Genomic DNA, 16,655 nt, shown 5'->3' with positions numbered 1-16,655 from the left:
CATTTTCGGCCTCCTCACGTTGCGTTTGGTTGTGCTTGTCCTGCTGAAATGGCAGCCTGGGTTGTCTCGTCCTAAGCCGTTGTCCGATGTCCAATCCTGGCAATGGGCGTGGATTTCGGCGGTGTCGCGCTATTGTCTCCGAACCGGGCTTGCAGATCTTCGAAGGACAATGGCCGGTCGAACAGATAGCCCTGGCCGTAATCCACACCGATTGCCTGTAGCGCCCGCCATTGTTCCTTGGTCTCGATGCCCTCGGCCACCACGGTGCATTTCATCTTGTGCGAAATAGCGGCAATGCCTTCGATCAACATGCGGCTGCGCTCGCGCAGATCCAGGGTATCGCCGGTCATGGAGCGGATGAAGGACTGGTCGATCTTGATGATATTGACCGGGAAGCGGCTGAGATAGCTGAGCGAGGAATATCCGGTGCCGAAATCGTCCAGCGCAATGCGGCAGCCAAAATCGCCGATTTTTTGGAGGACGGTCTGGATATGTGGGCTGTCGTGCAGCAACGTCGCTTCGGTGATCTCGATGATGATCCGCGATGGGTCGATGTTGAAAAGATGCACCGCGCTGGCCAGCCAGACCAGCAGGCTGGCATCGATCTGCGTTGGCGAGACATTCAGCGCCAGATAGGAGGTGGTGTCGCCACTGAGGGCGGAAAGCCGGGTGAAGTGATCGAGAGCCTTATCGAAAACCTGCTTGCCGATATCGTGAATGGTACCGGTTTCCTCGGCCAGACTGATGATTTCGGTCGGCGCCATGATGCCGTGGACGGGGTGGCGCAGGCGCATCAAGGCCTCGTAGCCGACCGTCTTGCCGCTTTGCAGGTCGATGATTGGTTGCAAAAACGCATCGAGCCAGTCGTTGCTCAATGCCTGCTCGATCATTTGCTCGATCTCGGCGCGCCGGCGGGTGGTATTGCCAATGCTATCGTCGAAGATCTGGAAACCGTTCTTTCCGTCGCGCTTGCGATTATACATGGCCATGTCGGCTTTTTGCAGCAGTTCCGTGGCTGTCTCGGCGTGTTGCGGATACAGCGCGATGCCGATGCTGGCGCTCAGCCTTGTGGCGGTCCCCTTGACGATGAAGGGAGTTTCGAAAATCCCGCAGATATCGTTGGCCACGGCGCGGGCGGCTGTTTCGCAATCGTTGGCACGCAGCAGGATGGCGAATTCGTCTCCGCCGATGCGGGCGGCCACCGAGTTTTCCGGCAGGAGGTGGACGATCATGTCCACCAGAATTTTCAGGGTCGTGTCGCCGGCATGATGGCCGAGATTGTCATTGATCCATTTGAACCGGTCGAGATCGACGAACAGGCAGGCAAGGGAACCGCCCTGGCGGTCGGTTGCCTCGATCTGCACATCCAGTTCGTTCTCGAAACCCTGACGGTTGAGAAGCCCGGTCAGATGATCGGTCATTGCCTGGCGCCGGTTGCGTGCCTCCGATTGTTTGAGGGCGGTGATGTCAGTCATGACGCTCAGCGAAAGGTTGGACTGCGCCATCGGTGTGGCATTGCCGGATTCGACGACCAGGACATCCATGATCCGTCCATCGGCACAGACGAATTTGGTGGTATATTGCTGTTGCAGGCCAGCCTCACCATTCTGTTTGACTTGGCGGTAGGCCTGACGGGCCTCAATTGTGATCAGGCTTTCAAAACTGAGACCGATGATATCTTCGCGGTGATAGCCTGTCACCGATGTCCAGTAGTCGCTGATGCCGGTAATGCGGTCATCGGCATCGACAGAAAACAGCATGGCGGGCGTCGCATGGTAGATGTCGGTTGCCAGCCGGTGTGCCTGTTTTAGCTCGATTTCTTCCTGCTGAAGCTTTGATTGCATGGCGTTGAAGCTTTGCGCCAGCCGACCCATTTCATCGTTTGAATGCCAGTCGACCGAACGTCGCGAACCCAGACGTCGCGTGGCTTCGATGGCGGCGGTCAGCTGCGTCAGCGGTCTCATGACCATCATCCGGTTGCCGACGATGGCGGCCAGAATCACCACCAGCATGGACAGGATGAAGATGGCGATAAACACGCCTTCGGTCCGGCGAATGCTGGCAAACAGGCCATGCTTTTGAAAGGAAAGCGTAATGGTGCCAACGGTTTTCGGTCCGTCCTGATGCTGGTAGATGATGGTTTGCGATAGGGAGGAAAATGTCTTTGCCGGGACAAATGTTTGCGGCATGTCAATGCGGATATTGCCGGTCGGGTCGGAAACTTCGACCCTGATGACCTCGCCACCGGAGACCAGCGCTGCACTGATCTGGCGTACACTCTCAGCATCGAAATCCCAAAGTGGCTTGGCGAGTGCCTGGGCATTGGCAGCCAACAGGACAGCTATACTATTTTGCTGATCGGTTTCGGCCCGTTGTGACGACAGCCAGAGAAACAGCAGAAACAGCGGGACCACACAGACGAACACTGTTCCAGCCACCAGCGCAAGGAAACGCTGTTCCACGGACCGGGTCATGGATCGCATCCGACAGTGTGCAAACTCAGATAGCAACCAATAGATGTAATATTAAACATTTTTCCATCGTATTTGGTGAGCGGTGCTGAAAAATGAATAGGGATGAAACAATACAACCCCACGGCCCCTGGTTCTTCTCTTATTTGGGGGCAGGATTCCATGCGATACGTTAACGATGACTGAAGTCGTAAAGGAGATTTGCAACTTTACGCAAAGTTATTTGCGACTTTCGTGCAATGCTACCCGCTATGGACGAAAAGAACACGGTTCGATGGGCCGTCCCGATGTAATAGCTTTTGCCGTAAAGTTTTATCATGAACCGGATATCTGAAGGCACAAAAAAACCCGCCCGGTAAGGGGCGGGTTTATCGATCGCTCCAACGGAATGGAGCAATTATTCTTCGGTTGCTTCTTCTTCGTCGGCAACGTCAACGTCTGGAGCGACGAGAGTTGCAATCGTGAAGTCGCGGTCGGTGATCACAGGGGTCACACCAGAAGGCAGCTTCACGGCAGAGATATGCACGCTGTCGCCGATCTTCAGACCTTCCAGATCGAAGGTGATGGCTTCTGGAATGTTGTTGGCCGGAACCTGCAACTCGACGTCGTGGCGCACGATGTTGAGGACAGCGCCGGTCTTGACGGCGGACTTGTCTTCATTGACGAAACGGACAGGCACGGCAACCGTGACCTGGCTGTTTGCCGAAACGCGCAGGAAGTCGATATGCATGGTGAAGTCGCGGACTGGATCCAGCTGGTAGTCCTTGGGCAGGACGCGGATCTTTTCGCCGTTGACTTCAATGGTCGCCACCGTGGTCATGAAACCGCCAGCATGAATACGCTTGGTGACTTCATTGGTGTTCAGGGTGATGGCAATAGGAGCCTGCTTGTCACCATAGATGACAGCGGGAATGAGACCGTTGCGGCGAAGTTCACGGGAGGACCCCTTACCAACCCGTTCGCGCGTTTCGGCCTTGAGCTCGTAAGATGCGTGGCTCATGGCATTTCCTTTCGATGTTACTGGAGAGTTTCAGCCGGTTTTGTCTTTGAAATTCCGGATTGAAACTGGAAACGGTGCCGGTTTTTAAATCTGCCGCATCATTTCACTCCAACCGTTCAGGATTGAAGGAAACATATAGCAGCCGTCACAATTTCATCCGCATTGCCTCCAAGGGTGTCTGCGCGGACGGGGGCGCTATAGTATGAAAGTGCCGTGGATGCAAGCTTTCTCGGGCTTTTTTCGAGCATAGGACGGAACCGGACCACCGGTTTTTGCTGCAAGGCGCGTCAATCCTGCCGATTGCCATCCTGCCCGCAAAGGTCCATGATATCCGAAGAGGGATGTGAGTTTGCTTTGGGAGGAGCATATGAGCGTCGGTTATAAACATGCCGATACGGTCTATTCGACTGCGTTGCAGGGATCGAAGGCGGCCAGGTCGCCGATTGCCGCCTCCTGGCGGCGCTGCCTTGATGTCCACGGGCTAGACCCTGAACAGGCGGCCATGCCGCGCACCCTGGACGCGGCGGCTTTCCGTGATGCGCGCCAACGTATGGATCACCTGATTGCCGCCAGCGCGGAGGAATTGGACCGGCTGTTTTCGACGGTCGGGCGCTCCGGCTGCTGCCTAGTGCTGGCTGACAGCCATGGTGTGGTGCTGGAACGCCGCAGTGCTGCGGGCGATGACGGTGATTTTCGCAGGCTTGGCCTTTGGCAGCAGACGGAATGGAGCGAAGCCAGCGTCGGCACCAATGGCATCGGCACGGCGCTGGCTGACGAGCGCCCGGTCATCATCCACCGCGACCAGCATTTTCTCTCCGCCAATATCGCACTGAGTTGCACCACGGCGCCAATCCGCGACCATCGCGGCCAGATTGCCGCCGCGCTCGACATTTCCACCTGCCGCCATGATGTGACGGATCTGTCGATGACCATTCTCGCCCAGGCGGTGCGCGATGCAGCACTCCGTGTTGAGGTCAACCTGTTTCGCATGGCCTTTGCGGGTGCGCGCATCGTCATGATCCCCACGGTCGCCAATCCCACGGCACTTTTGGCCGTTGACGGTGACGATCTGGTGTTGGGCGCGACGCGAGCAGCGCGGTTGGCGTTGCAGATCGACGATCAGGCCATCGCCGCCGGCCTGCCCGCTGCCGATGCCTTGAAGGAAAAGCGCGGGGAAGAGGGGGATGATCTGCATGAAGCGGAACGAGCGGCGTTGCGTCGGGTTCTGTCGCGTACCAAAGGCAATGTCTCCCAGGCGGCACAATTGCTGGGCATCAGTCGCGCAACCCTGCATCGCAAGATGAAGCGTTTTAATATTCACTAATGCACGCAGCAGTGTCGCAGGGATGCGACACTGTGCGCTGCGGCATTGCGAAGCTTGGCTGGTATCCGGCCGCAGCGGGGTGCATCTTCCAACTACGGTTCTGGAGTTTGTCAGGGAAAAGTGGAGGACCGGTTTTCCCCAAAGACAAACATCACCAAGGGAACCTTCATCAGGGAGGATGAGAGATGAACATTCAGGTTCAAACCACGGCAAGCACCCCGTTCAAGCTGAAATACGGCAATTTCATCGGTGGCGACTGGCGTGAGCCGGTGGGCGGCCGGTATTTTGAAAACACCACCCCGGTCACCGGCGGCAAGCTGTGCGATATCGCCCGCTCCGATGAGCGCGACATCAATCTGGCACTGGACGCTGCCCATGCCGCCAAGGACAAATGGGGCAAGACCCCGGTTGCCGAGCGCGCCAATATGCTGAACCGGATTGCCGACCGGATGGAAAGCAATCTAGAGCTTCTGGCCCGGGCCGAAACCTGGGACAATGGCAAGCCGCTGCGTGAAACCATGGCTGCCGATATTCCGCTGGCTGTCGATCATTTCCGCTATTTTGCTGCCTGCGTGCGCGCTCAGGAAGGCTCGATTGGCGAAATCGACCACGATACGGTCGCCTATCATTTCCACGAGCCGCTTGGCGTCGTCGGCCAGATCATTCCCTGGAACTTCCCGATCCTGATGGCCGCCTGGAAGCTGGCTCCCGCTCTTGCTGCTGGCAATTGCGTCGTGCTGAAGCCCGCCGAGCAGACCCCCGCCTCGATTCTCGTCTGGGCCGAATTGATCGGCGACATCCTGCCACCCGGCGTGCTCAATATCGTCAATGGCTTTGGCCTGGAAGCCGGCAAGCCGCTGGCCTCCAGTCCGCGCATCGCCAAGATCGCCTTTACCGGCGAGACCTCGACGGGTCGGCTGATCATGCAATATGCAAGCCAGAACCTCATTCCAGTGACGCTGGAACTGGGCGGAAAATCGCCCAACATCTTCTTCGAGGATGTGCTGCGCGAAGATGACGATTATCTCGACAAGGCTCTGGAAGGCTTTGCGATGTTTGCCCTTAACCAGGGTGAAGTCTGCACCTGCCCAAGCCGGGCGCTCGTCCATGAAAAGATCTATGACCGCTTCATGGAAAAGGCCATCAAGCGCGTCGAGGCCATCGTTCAGGGCGATCCGTTGGATATGGGCACGATGATCGGGGCGCAGGCCTCCAGTGAACAGCTCGAAAAGATCCTGTCCTATATGGATATCGGTCGTCAGGAAGGCGCCGAAGTGCTGACCGGCGGCCATCGCAATACCCTGTCCGGCGATCTCGCAGGCGGCTATTATGTCAAGCCCACCGTGTTCAAGGGCCATAACAAGATGCGGGTGTTCCAGGAGGAAATCTTTGGCCCGGTCGTCTCTGTCACCACTTTCAAGGACGAGGCCGAGGCGCTGGAAATCGCCAATGACACCCTCTACGGCCTGGGTGCCGGCGTCTGGAGCCGCGATGCCAATACCTGCTACCGCTTCGGTCGCAATATCCAGGCCGGGCGCGTCTGGACCAATTGCTACCACGCCTATCCCGCCCACGCAGCCTTCGGCGGTTACAAGCAATCGGGCATTGGCCGCGAGACCCACAAGATGATGCTGGACCATTATCAGCAAACCAAGAACATGCTGGTGAGTTATAGCCCCAAAGCTCTCGGCTTCTTCTAAACCCGTTGTAAATCCGCCCCGCTGGGCTGCAAATGTCTTCCGCCTGCGCTTCCAGTGCTCACGTACTAAATGTACGCTCCGCGCTGGTTCTCGCCGGAAGCCATTTTCACCACAGTGGGGCGAATTTCCAATCGGGTTTAGCCGTCGAGTTCTTGGTTTTATGGGATTCGCGAAGGTTTGCGATTCTTGCATTCTTCTCCCCAGCGGGGAGAAAGTGGCGGCAGAGGCAAGAGGGGGGGGCGAAGCCAAGACGGACTTCTTTCACTTTGAAACGAGGCAGTTATGGACACGATTTTGGATGGTGAACCAAGGGTCGTCGCGACAGCGGCGGCCATCGATTTGATCGGCGAGATCCGCCGGGATCACCCGCAGATCCTGTTTCATCAGTCCGGGGGCTGTTGCGATGGGTCATCGCCGATGTGTTATCCTGTCGATGATTATATCGTCGGGGACACCGATGTGAAGCTGGGCGAGATTGATGGCGTGCCCTTCTATATCCATCAGAGCCAGTATGAAGTCTGGAAACACACCCAGTTGATTATCGATGTCGTTCCGGGGCGAGGGGGCATGTTTTCACTGGATAATGGCCGCGAAAAACGCTTTCTGACCCGCTCTAAGCTGTTTGGGGGTGAGGTCTGCGCCTTGCCTGCCCGCTCATAATTTAGCCGAAGCGTTGACATCTCGCTCTATAGCAAGCCGCATTTGGCGCAGGCGGCGTCGATAATCTCGAGCTTCACGGTTTGCGCCCTTTCATATTCTCGCCGGAATTGGTTGGAAACCCAGAGTTCCGAGCGCCCGCGCCGTCCTTTCCAGCCGATGGTCCCGACGTTTGCTGCATCCAGCAGTTTGCGGGTGAGGTGTGAGCGAGACAGGTGGAATGTCTCGGCCATGGTCTGGATCGATACGGTGCCGATTAAAATCTGCTCAGCGTCGGCCTCGGTGTCCTGGCTCTTGGCCATCAGCCAGTCGATGATGATATTGCCGTTGTTCAACCAGACGAAGGGATCAAAAATCTTCGGCTGCTCGCGCAGTTCAGGGGTCTGCATGAAGGCGGAGGCGACAAGCGGATGCAGCTTGCTCATGTCCCGGCCATTGGCCTCGAAGTTTTGCAGCCGTGCGCCATCGTCAAACCCGTCCAGACTTCGCAGATGGATTTCCATCCAGCCCGCCGCACTGCCGAGACTGGCCTCGCTCGGCACAAGCGGTCTGCTGCGCCGGTCGGTGGTGGTTGTTTCGCGGGCGATGCCGTAGGTTTCCATTTCCTTCAGAAATGCATCCGCCGTATTGCGGCTGGCCACGCCAGTGGCTTCGACAAAGTCGAAATAGCGGGCAGGCAGGATCTGGCCCGCCTCAAAATATTGCATCAGGGCAATCTGTCCGAGAAGCCAGCGCTGGTGACTGGCAAAAACCCTGGCGATCTGAGGGTGCTCCTCGAACCGTTTCAGAAAGGCCTCCGCCTGCAGGCGGATGATCGGATGAATCCGCGGATGGGATAGCATGGCGCCGGATGTGAAAGGCATGGCCTGGTGCTTCGGTTGCTGTACAGGAATATCGTCTTGAGCTTGCGTGCAGGTCATGGTGTCCGAGCCATTTTTTCAATGCAAATAGAAGGGTATCCGAAGCTCAACCTTTCATCAATGGAATAGCGGCCTGCAACCATTCTGTTTTGATCCTAGGTGTTTTGTGTAGAATGTCACATAGACTCGATGCTCAATTCCCGCTCGACCGAAAAGCTATGCATCGACGTGAAAAAGCTGTCCTTCACACACCGAAGGAAATAAGGCGCGATCGCAAAACGCGCAGAGCGCTTCCGTTTGTCATCGAAATGTGAAAACGCTCTATTTTTTGTTTTTCACATTTCTGAATGGAAATGCAGTCGTGTCGCGACGATCAATCGAACAGGCTGGAAACCGAGGCTTCGGCACTGGTGCGGTTGATGGCTTCGCCTAGCAGGGTGGCGGTGCTCAACACCCGGATATTATGGGCCGATTGCACTGCGACTGTCGGCTGGATGGAATCTGTGATCACCAATTCGCGCAGCTTGGAGGAGGTGACGCGGGTAACTGCGCCACCCGAGAGTACGCCATGGGTAATATAGGCGGTAACGCTGGCCGCGCCCATGTTCAGCATCGCTTCCGCCGCGTTGCAGAGCGTGCCGCCGCTATCGACGATGTCGTCGATCAGAATACAGTCCTTGCCCTCGACATCGCCGATGATGTTCATCACTTCGGATTCGCCTGGGCGATCGCGACGCTTGTCGACGATGGCCAGAAGACAGTCCAGCCGCTTGGCAAGCGCACGCGCACGCACCACGCCGCCGACATCAGGTGAAACGACCATGAGATTGGCAAGGTCGTAGTGTTCCTTGACGTCACGGGCGAGGACCGGCGCCGCAAACAGGTTGTCAGTTGGTATATCGAAAAACCCCTGGATCTGGCCGGCATGCAGGTCAAGCGTCAGTACACGGTCGGCGCCTGCCTCGGTGATCAGATTGGCAACCAGCTTCGCAGAGATCGGTGTGCGGCCAGAGGCGCGACGGTCCTGGCGGGCATAGCCGAAATAGGGAATGACGGCTGTGATCCGCCGCGCCGAGGAGCGGCGGAAGGCGTCGATCATGATCAGCAGTTCCATCAGGTGGTCATTGGTCGGAAACGACGTCGACTGGACGATGAAGATATCCTCGCCACGGACGTTTTCCTGGATTTCCACGAAGATTTCCTGGTCCGCAAAGCGGCGAACGCTGGCTTTTCCAAGGGGAACATTGAGATATTTACAGACCGCTTCAGCAAGTTGCCGGTTCGAATTACCTGCGAAGACCTTCATTTGTGCCCGCCTGTTTGCATCCCGATGCGCGACCCCGCTTGGGCATCACACACCGGATTAAAACTGTTACAACCGACCCCAGCACACTTGTTTCATGCGCGGCGCTGCAATGCGGGCTTTTTAGCGCCCTTGCCCCTGAATGCAAGTGGTTTGCGACAGTTCTCACGGAAATTCGTAAACGAAGTGATTTTCCTGCAAGTGGTGGTCCAGATGTACCGGGATTGGGAGCGCAAAAGAGCGGATTTGATGGACATGGTGAAATGGGCTATTGATGGACGTTTGCTAGGATCACCGCTGAAGCTTTGACCAATGTTGCCCGCCAAGCTCGGCAGCCGCTGTTGCACACGATGATTAACACAAAAGATCATTGAAAATGGTTCAGACTGCTGACAACGCCTGCGTTTATCCTCGACGTCATGCTCGGCCTTGTGCCGAGCATCTAAGCACATTAATTTAATTCAGCAACGTCAATGGCTTATTGAGCGACAGCAGACCCTCGGGACAAGCCCGAGGGTGACGAAATGCCGAGGCTATGTATTGGTGCGGGTGGCGGGAGTGACCCGCCTTACGGCATCTCCAGCTCTTTCCGACCGCGACCTTGATGATAGAGGCGTGCCCACTCGTTGTTCTCAAGACGCCCGCAGTGCCGTGAGTAGGAAAACACCAAATTTTACGTACTTATTCATTCGCAGCTCCTTGAGAAGGTCGATTATTATTGTAATTGACAGATCTTTGCAGAGGTCTTGAATGAATGGACACGCCCATACAAGGCAGAAGAGGTTGGACGGAAAGATTAGTGCCAAGCTCAGTCTTAATAATTTGGTAGCAAATTTAATTGAAATTGTCAACAAGCAATTGAAATGTAATAATAAAATTTTTTCTATTGTTTTTCTTACAACGGTTCCGAATTCGGTCGCTATCCCAGTGGGCATCCATCTCGCGCTGTGGACCAAATATGTCTAATTTGAACCAATAATAGTCACGGCTGGAACGCACCAAAAGCCTAAACCCGGCCATCTCCACTCCATGGTCTCACTTCCCACCAAATTAACCCGCCTGTTTCCACCGTCACCCCGTATTTTTCGCCCGCCAGTCAACATATTCCTCAAGCGTCTTATTGGCGATGATCTGCATGACGGAGGCGGGGACGGCGGCCCAGGGGTCTTGGGCTTTACCTGGTACGGTTTGCTGGCCCTGGATGCGGTGCAGGCGGTTGCCGCTGGCGTCGAGAATATCCCAGACATAGACGACGGTAATCTTGCCGCCTTCGCCATAGGCGGAGAAATAGCCTTTGAGGATATGGCGGGCCTGTTCGCCGCTGGAGCTGCGCATCATCAGGCCCTTGGCGCGGGCCTCGGCCCCCAACTGGCGCGATAGCGGGGTCACGGCCTCAACTGGCGCGCCGATGATTGGCAGGAACCGGATCGAGTCCGGTCCGGCATCGCCAGCCGGTGCAAGCGAGGCTTGCTGTGAGGGTGCGGGCGAGGCGGTGGCGGCGGCCTCCTCATCGGTTTGCGACGCGAGAGCGGTCTGTTCCTCAGGCTCCGATTGGCTTACCGATGACCCGGCCTGCTCGTGCATCCGGTTCTGTTGCCGTTCGGGCTGCTGCCAGCTTTGCTGGCGGCGGGGCTGCCCGTCCAGAGGCTCAGAGGCAACAGGATTATAGCCGTTTTGCAGGGCTTGCGCCTGGGCTTCCAGCGAATTTTGTGGCTGGGACTGGCTTTCCGACTGCGGATAGGGGGAGTAGGCCTGTTCCGGTGCTTGCTCACGCATCGTGCGATGCGGGCGGCGAGGGACATCCTCATTCTGGCGCATGGCCGTCTGCATGTCTTCACCGGTCAGCGGCTTGCTGATCGAGCCGCTGGTGCCGACATCGACGGGTGGCGTCAGCGTGTCGGAGACGCTGCAACCGGCCAGACCCGTACTGGCCAAGCCAGCGCAGGCCAGACCACCAAGGGCCAGAACGAGCGCGGAGCCAATGCTGGAAGCGGGACGTCTCATTGGCTGCCTCCTTAACGGCTGCGTTCGTATGAGAATCCCGCGATTATCTTCCTAAAACGTTAAATTTTGCTTCAAACGCGACCTATATGTCGCCTTTTATCGACAGAATTGCATCTTTGATGTCAGGGCATCGAAGATGCTCACGCCTTGACGATCAGATCCAGCGGATGACGCGACAGCGCGCGTGGCGCGCCTTCGGTGGTGAGATAAGTGTGGCCGAGCGTCATCGCGGTCTCGCGTTCGGAATCCATGATGATCATGTGGATGAACAGCGACATATTGGGCAGGATCTCCTGCGGATTGCCGATATGGAACATCTGGTGCTCCATCCACGACGGGGAGAAGCGGGCGCCCAGTGAATAACCGCAGGCATTTAGCCGGTGGCGGGTCAGGCCTCGTTCGTCCAGCACTCTGGCATGGGTCTCGAACACGTCGCCGAATGTATGGCCGGGCCGCAGCACGGTTTCGATTTCCTGGATCGCCTCCCGGCAGGCGGCATAAAGCTCGCGGTGGCGAGGCGATGGTTCGCCGACCAGCACGGTGCGCATCATCGCGGCATGGTAATGGGCCGAAGCACCGGCCCATTCCAGTGTCAGCTGGTCATTGGCCGACAGCGTCCGGCGGCCTGCCTTGTAGCGGCACAGCAGCGCATCCTGGCCGGAGCCGATAATGAATTCATTAGCCGGATAATCACCGCCACCTGCAAAGACCGCACCCTGCATGGCAGCGAGAATGGCAGCTTCATCGCCCCCGGCTGAAATCAGCGGGAGGGCGGCATCCAGCGCGTCATCGGCAAGGCTGGCGGCCTTTTCGACATAAGCGATTTCCTCTGGGCTCTTGATCAGCCGCAATTCGCTGACCAGCATCGAGGCGTCGATCAATTCACCGAAGCTCAGCAATTGATTGTCCAGCAGCCGAGCGACCCGTCCGGTCATGCCATGGGTGTCGTATTCGATGCCAAGACGGCAGCCGAGCAGGTCGAGATCGTTGAGCAGATCCTTCAGGTCGCTGGTCGGATCGGCGTTGGTACGGTCAACCCAGATCAGGATATTATCGATGGTTGAGGTCTGGCGGGCCTGGCGCAGATCCGCCGAACGGGTCAGAAGCGTCATCGAGCCATCGGCCTTCACCACCAGTGTCTGGAAGAAGCAATAGCCAAACGTGTCATAGCCGGTCAGCCAATACATGCTTTCCTGGGCAAACAGTAGCATGGCATCCAGCTTCTGTTCGCGCATCCTGTCAGTCAGGCGGTCCAGCCGGGCGGCGTATTCGGCAGTTGAAAAATGCAATGTCATACACGAGGCCCCTGAAGCATGATGGCGGAAATCTGGCGGCCGTAGTCCGGCTCGCTGGCGTGGGTGGTGCGGCGATAGGAGAAGAAATGATCCGGGTCGCCATAGGTGCAGAGGCCGAGCATGTCGGCGGCAATCCCGGCATCCGTCAGCCGCTTCACGGTCAGTCCCGGCAGGTCGAACATTGAATGACCGGGTTTGGTCGAAGGCGTGAAGAACCGTTGATAGGCCGGATCATGGGCCAGAAACCGTTCAACGAATTCCGGGCCGACCTCATAGGCTTTGGCGCTGATCGACGGGCCAAGCGTGGCGACGATGCTGGCGCGGGCAGCGCCAAGCGCGATCATTGCCTCGATGGTATTTTCCAGCACGCCGGTCAGCGCGCCCTTCCATCCGGCATGGGCAGCCCCGATGACACGGTTGACCGGATCGGCAAACAGAATCGGTCCGCAATCGGCAGCAAGCGCGCCCAGAATGAGGCCGGTTTGATTTGTGACCATGGCATCCGCCTGTGGCCGTTCGGAACCGAAAGGTGCCGTCACCGTCACCACATTAGGAGAATGGACCTGATGAACTGTGACAAGATCCGCCTCTTTCCGGCCAAACCAGCCAGCGACGCGGGCGCGGTTTTCATGCACATACGCCGGATTGTCATTTGATCCGAGCCCGATATTCAGCCCGGCGTAAATGCCGGTGGAGACGCCGCCATGCCGGGTGAAAAAGCCGTGAACGACTCCGGCCGATCCGCAGGGAGCCAGAAGGGTGCTCTGCAAGGGGGATGGTTTGTTTTCGGACTGAAGGTGGGCCACATCGTGTGTCGAGGACGGCATCGGTGTCCCTTTCGCATGTCTTAATCCGAATCAATCGGCATTATGTCCAGGATTTTGCCCGCAGCGTGGTCAGATCCGGCGATTTGGCCGGATGTGACCATCACTGCGGTAATCTGTCAATCCAGGGTCAAAGCTCGGCCAGGGTCAAAGCTCGGCCTGAGCTAAAGATCCGTCTGGGGCAGGGGCCGGAACGGGGCGAGCGACAGGGTGGGGCTGGAGAGGGCAAGCACCTTGAACAATTCGCCCATCCGCCCGACCCCGGCACCGGCCAGACGGTTGACGGCCTCGGCCAGTTCAAGCTGGGTGGCCTCGTCCTTGCCGCGTCCCAGAATTCCGGCTCGTTCCTTGATGCCAAGGCCGAGCAGGAAATCGCCCTGGCGCAGGCAACCGCTGGGCGTGATCCCGGCGGCAAGGGCGGTGCGGGCCAGATCCTCGAAATCGACATGGCTGGTCAGGTCGGCAATGCCGGGATTGGCCAGCGGCGGATCGTAATCATGGGCGCGCAAGGCTTGCAGCGTATCGCCGAAACCGGTGGAGATATGGCCGTAATCGATGATCAGTGCCGCCCCGCCTTCGGCCTTCAGCCGCTCGCACATGGCCGCCATCACCGCGCGGCGGGCAGGTGAAAACTCAAACACAGTGCCATCAGGCTGGGCGCTGGCGCCCGGCGGCAAAAGTGCCGGATCGAGTGTCGCAACCCCGGTCGAGAAGATCAGCTCGTCGTCTAAACCGAGGCTGACCATGCGTTCGCGGTAGTGCGGGCCGAGCTTGACGAACTGGCGGATGGGAATGGCGTCGAACAGCTCATTGGCCACCACCAGCACGAAGCCTTCCGGCACATCGCCAAAGCTGTCATGCCAGTCAATCTTTTCGATATGCGGTTCCAGGCTGTTGCGCTGGATCTGGCGCAGCCGGTCGCTGGTTTCCACCAGATGCACGGTGGAATCCCGGTAGAGATCAGGGGCAAGCCGGGCGATCACCCGCAGCATATCGCTCATCATCGTGCCGCGTCCGGGGCCGACCTCGGCCAGCCGCACGGGGGCGGGCAGGCCATGGCGCTGCCAGGCATGGACAATGAAAACCCCGATCATCTCACCGAAGATCTGGCTGATTTCCGGCCCGGTGATGAAATCGCCCGAGGTGCCGAACGGCTCACGGGTCTTGTAATAGCCGAATTCCGGATCGGCCAGGCAGAGAGCAAAGTAATCCGTGACGCTCAACGGACCGTTCAACCGGATGAGCGCCTTGATCTTGTCACCAAGCGTGGTGGTCATGGTCAGCGTTTCCCGATTCATCCCTTTAGTCCTGACGGCTCTTGGCTGCGCCCGGCACGTCTTGCCCGCCAGATAGCCCACAGTCCCAGCGCCAGCATCGGCAGCGAGAGTAGCATGCCCATGGTTAACCAGCCACCTACCAGATAGCCAAGCTGCTCATCTGGTTCCCGGAAAAATTCGACAAAAATACGCGCCAACGCATAGCCGCAGATAAATACGCCGCTGATAACGCCTGAGGTTTTCAGCGCGTGGAACTGGCGGGCAAGCACTTGCAGCAGCACAAACAGCACGAGGCCTTCCAGTGCTGCTTCATAAAGCTGACTTGGATGGCGAGTGAAGGGACCGCCGGTCGGGAATTGCATGGCCCAGGCTACATCGCTTACTCGGCCCCACAATTCGCCGTTGATGAAATTGGCGATCCGGCCAAAGAACAGACCGATGGGTGCAACACAGGCTACGAGGTCGAACAGCATCCACACGGGCAGACCGTTGCGGCGGGCAAAGACGATCATTGCCAGCGTCGCGCCAGTCAGGCCGCCATGGAAGGACATGCCGCCGCGCCAGATTTCCAGCGCCACCAGCGGATTGTCCAGCACTGGTTGCAGATCATAGAACAGGATGTAGCCAATCCGCCCGCCCAGCACGATGCCGATCGCCGCCCAGACCAGAAAATCATCCAGGTGCTTTTCGGTGATCGGCGTGGTGTTGCCGGGCCAGAGCGACAGATTGGCGATCATCCGGCGCGCCAGCCACCAGCCGATGAGAATGCCCGTAACATAGGCCAGTCCATACCAGCGAATGGCAACGGGGCCGATGCTGAGCGCAATCGGGTCGATCTGCGGATAGGGCAGAATGGCGAAAAGGCTGGCTACTGTGTTCAAGGATATGCTTTCATTCGATTTCTCCGAAAAATGGCGGGCAGGCTTGCGCTGGTCAAGGTGAATCTGCCTGACGGATGTGATCCGCTCTGATTAAGGTGAAAATTGCACCGAGAGCTTAAAAAAAGACATGAGATCCGGAATGATCTGTGCAAAGGGCGGTCAGGTGCTTTTGAGCGATGTTTGGCACGTCCTGCCCTGTGTTGAGGCGGTGAATGCAAAGACCGATCATCCCCAGGGCGTTTTCTCTTGCATAGCCTGCCTCGAATCCCTACCTCCAGAGAATGCCGCGCCCCAGTCGGGCGCCTTGTGGTGGAGCGTAAGGAACACGATCATGAGCACCGGAACAAGCCGTATCATGGATGAATTCGCCAAGTTGATGACCGATGCCGCGGGCGCCGCCCAGGGTGTGCGCAAGGAAGCGGAAACCGCCTTGCACGCCCAGGCCGAGCGCTGGCTGAACAGCCTGGACGTCGTGCGCCGCGAGGAATTCGACGTGGTGCGCGAAATGGCCTTGAAGGCATTGGAAGAAAACGAAGCCCTCAAGGCCCGCATCGAAGCGCTGGAAGCGCAAGCTGGCGCGACTGCGATCCCTGATTCGACTCACTGATCACATATACGGAACAATCAGGCTTCGGCCTGTTTGCCCGTAGATAGACTTGCAAATCATCAATCACGCTATCCAGCGGTTGCGCTCACGCGCAGCCGTTTTTTATTGCGCGTCTGGAGCCAATCCAGCCTCGGCGGGGTGTTGTGGTTAATGATTGCTTACTATTTTTTTCCACATGTGGATTGTTTCAAAAAAGGCAATTCCATGAGTCAGTTAAGCCCTTGGACCTGGGTGTTGATACACGCGCTGTCCACAGTGACGCTCGTGAAATCGGCGGGGAGGGGCTGGTTTGGGGCAGTGCCCGCTATACACTGATTTTAAATGATGATTCGAAACGAACCCGACCAGTTTCGGGCAGGGTGCCGCAAGCATTCTGGGGCTATCGGGTGTCATTCGAAGCGTATTTCCGGTCAGTGCGTTGTGGTGTGTCGATGGTGTCAGCGTGTCGTCGT

Annotated in this window: 13 protein-coding genes; 4 read left to right on the top strand and 9 right to left on the bottom strand. The window is 57.7% G+C overall.

The genetic code is table 11. The annotated features are described in order from the left end of the window. Positions 1-71: 71 nt before the first annotated feature. Positions 72-2,474: a putative bifunctional diguanylate cyclase/phosphodiesterase gene (locus tag AVI_RS12565; RefSeq protein WP_015916702.1), complete on the bottom strand. Its 2,403-nt coding sequence runs from the start codon at positions 2,472-2,474 to the stop codon at positions 72-74. A 394-nt stretch (positions 2,475-2,868) separates the two neighbouring features. Continuing rightward, complete coding sequence (locus tag AVI_RS12560; RefSeq protein WP_015916701.1) at positions 2,869-3,471, bottom strand: 50S ribosomal protein L25/general stress protein Ctc; 603 nt, start codon at positions 3,469-3,471, stop codon at positions 2,869-2,871. A 367-nt stretch (positions 3,472-3,838) separates the two neighbouring features. Between AVI_RS12560 and AVI_RS12555 the strand changes: the two genes are divergently transcribed. The 3 genes from AVI_RS12555 to AVI_RS12545 all read left to right on the top strand — a co-directional run bounded on the left by AVI_RS12555 (position 3,839) and on the right by AVI_RS12545 (position 7,155). Then, positions 3,839-4,795 (top strand): helix-turn-helix domain-containing protein, encoded by a 957-nt coding sequence (locus AVI_RS12555; RefSeq protein ID WP_015916700.1) that lies wholly within the window; start codon positions 3,839-3,841, stop codon positions 4,793-4,795. A 185-nt stretch (positions 4,796-4,980) separates the two neighbouring features. Beyond that, positions 4,981-6,495 carry an aldehyde dehydrogenase gene (adh, locus tag AVI_RS12550; RefSeq protein ID WP_015916699.1) on the top strand — a complete coding sequence of 505 codons (1,515 nt, stop codon included), beginning with the start codon at positions 4,981-4,983 and terminating at the stop codon, positions 6,493-6,495. A gap of 291 nt (positions 6,496-6,786) precedes the next feature. After that, positions 6,787-7,155 (top strand): DUF779 domain-containing protein, encoded by a 369-nt coding sequence (locus AVI_RS12545; protein ID WP_085946636.1) that lies wholly within the window; start codon positions 6,787-6,789, stop codon positions 7,153-7,155. Positions 7,156-7,181: 26 nt separating this feature from the next. Here the strand turns inward: AVI_RS12545 and AVI_RS12540 are convergent, their stop codons facing one another. The 7 genes from AVI_RS12540 to lgt form a co-directional block, all read right to left on the bottom strand. Next, a complete protein-coding gene (locus AVI_RS12540) occupies positions 7,182-8,072 on the bottom strand; it encodes a hypothetical protein (protein WP_049777214.1) in 891 nt (296 codons plus the stop codon). 313 nt (positions 8,073-8,385) lie between these two features. Next, positions 8,386-9,318 (bottom strand): ribose-phosphate pyrophosphokinase, encoded by a 933-nt coding sequence (locus AVI_RS12535; RefSeq protein ID WP_015916696.1) that lies wholly within the window; start codon positions 9,316-9,318, stop codon positions 8,386-8,388. A gap of 1,068 nt (positions 9,319-10,386) precedes the next feature. After that, positions 10,387-11,319: a hypothetical protein gene (locus AVI_RS12525; RefSeq protein ID WP_015916695.1), complete on the bottom strand. Its 933-nt coding sequence runs from the start codon at positions 11,317-11,319 to the stop codon at positions 10,387-10,389. 140 nt (positions 11,320-11,459) lie between these two features. Further along, on the bottom strand, positions 11,460-12,614 hold the full coding sequence (locus AVI_RS12520) for a M24 family metallopeptidase (RefSeq protein WP_015916694.1): 1,155 nt from the start codon (positions 12,612-12,614) through the stop codon (positions 11,460-11,462). Next, positions 12,611-13,441, bottom strand: coding sequence for a peptidoglycan editing factor PgeF (gene pgeF, locus AVI_RS12515; RefSeq protein ID WP_015916693.1), 831 nt, complete (start codon positions 13,439-13,441; stop codon positions 12,611-12,613). The genes AVI_RS12520 and pgeF overlap by 4 nt, the downstream gene beginning before the upstream one ends. A 161-nt stretch (positions 13,442-13,602) precedes the next feature. Further along, positions 13,603-14,715, bottom strand: coding sequence for a class I SAM-dependent methyltransferase (locus AVI_RS12510; RefSeq protein WP_041698131.1), 1,113 nt, complete (start codon positions 14,713-14,715; stop codon positions 13,603-13,605). Positions 14,716-14,732: 17 nt separating this feature from the next. Next, a complete protein-coding gene (gene lgt, locus AVI_RS12505) occupies positions 14,733-15,596 on the bottom strand; it encodes a prolipoprotein diacylglyceryl transferase (RefSeq protein ID WP_015916691.1) in 864 nt (287 codons plus the stop codon). A 331-nt stretch (positions 15,597-15,927) separates the two neighbouring features. On the opposite strand from lgt, the gene AVI_RS12500 reads away from it, so the two are divergent. Next, entirely contained in the window at positions 15,928-16,203 is a 276-nt protein-coding gene (locus AVI_RS12500) for an accessory factor UbiK family protein (protein WP_015916690.1), read from the top strand. Positions 16,204-16,655: the final 452 nt, after the last annotated feature.

The organism is Allorhizobium ampelinum S4, from assembly GCF_000016285.1.
In the GTDB taxonomy this organism is placed as follows: Bacteria; Pseudomonadota; Alphaproteobacteria; order Rhizobiales; family Rhizobiaceae; genus Allorhizobium; species Allorhizobium ampelinum.
The sequence above is the reverse complement of the archived record's forward strand: the minus strand, read 5'-3'. Positions and strand labels throughout refer to the sequence as shown.

What these genes read in the sequence shown, in the direction of transcription:
- AVI_RS12500 (WP_015916690.1), top strand. Translation starts at nt 15,928, where the DNA reads ATGAGCACCGGAACAAGCCGTATCATGGATGAATTCGCCAAGTTGATG.
- AVI_RS12540 (WP_049777214.1), bottom strand. Translation starts at nt 8,072, where the DNA reads ATGACCTGCACGCAAGCTCAAGACGATATTCCTGTACAGCAACCGAAG.
- AVI_RS12565 (WP_015916702.1), bottom strand. Translation starts at nt 2,474, where the DNA reads ATGACCCGGTCCGTGGAACAGCGTTTCCTTGCGCTGGTGGCTGGAACA.
- AVI_RS12555 (WP_015916700.1), top strand. Translation starts at nt 3,839, where the DNA reads ATGAGCGTCGGTTATAAACATGCCGATACGGTCTATTCGACTGCGTTG.
- pgeF (WP_015916693.1), bottom strand. Translation starts at nt 13,441, where the DNA reads ATGCCGTCCTCGACACACGATGTGGCCCACCTTCAGTCCGAAAACAAA.
- adh (WP_015916699.1), top strand. Translation starts at nt 4,981, where the DNA reads ATGAACATTCAGGTTCAAACCACGGCAAGCACCCCGTTCAAGCTGAAA.
- AVI_RS12520 (WP_015916694.1), bottom strand. Translation starts at nt 12,614, where the DNA reads ATGACATTGCATTTTTCAACTGCCGAATACGCCGCCCGGCTGGACCGC.
- AVI_RS12525 (WP_015916695.1), bottom strand. Translation starts at nt 11,319, where the DNA reads ATGAGACGTCCCGCTTCCAGCATTGGCTCCGCGCTCGTTCTGGCCCTT.
- AVI_RS12510 (WP_041698131.1), bottom strand. Translation starts at nt 14,715, where the DNA reads ATGACCACCACGCTTGGTGACAAGATCAAGGCGCTCATCCGGTTGAAC.
- AVI_RS12535 (WP_015916696.1), bottom strand. Translation starts at nt 9,318, where the DNA reads ATGAAGGTCTTCGCAGGTAATTCGAACCGGCAACTTGCTGAAGCGGTC.
- AVI_RS12560 (WP_015916701.1), bottom strand. Translation starts at nt 3,471, where the DNA reads ATGAGCCACGCATCTTACGAGCTCAAGGCCGAAACGCGCGAACGGGTT.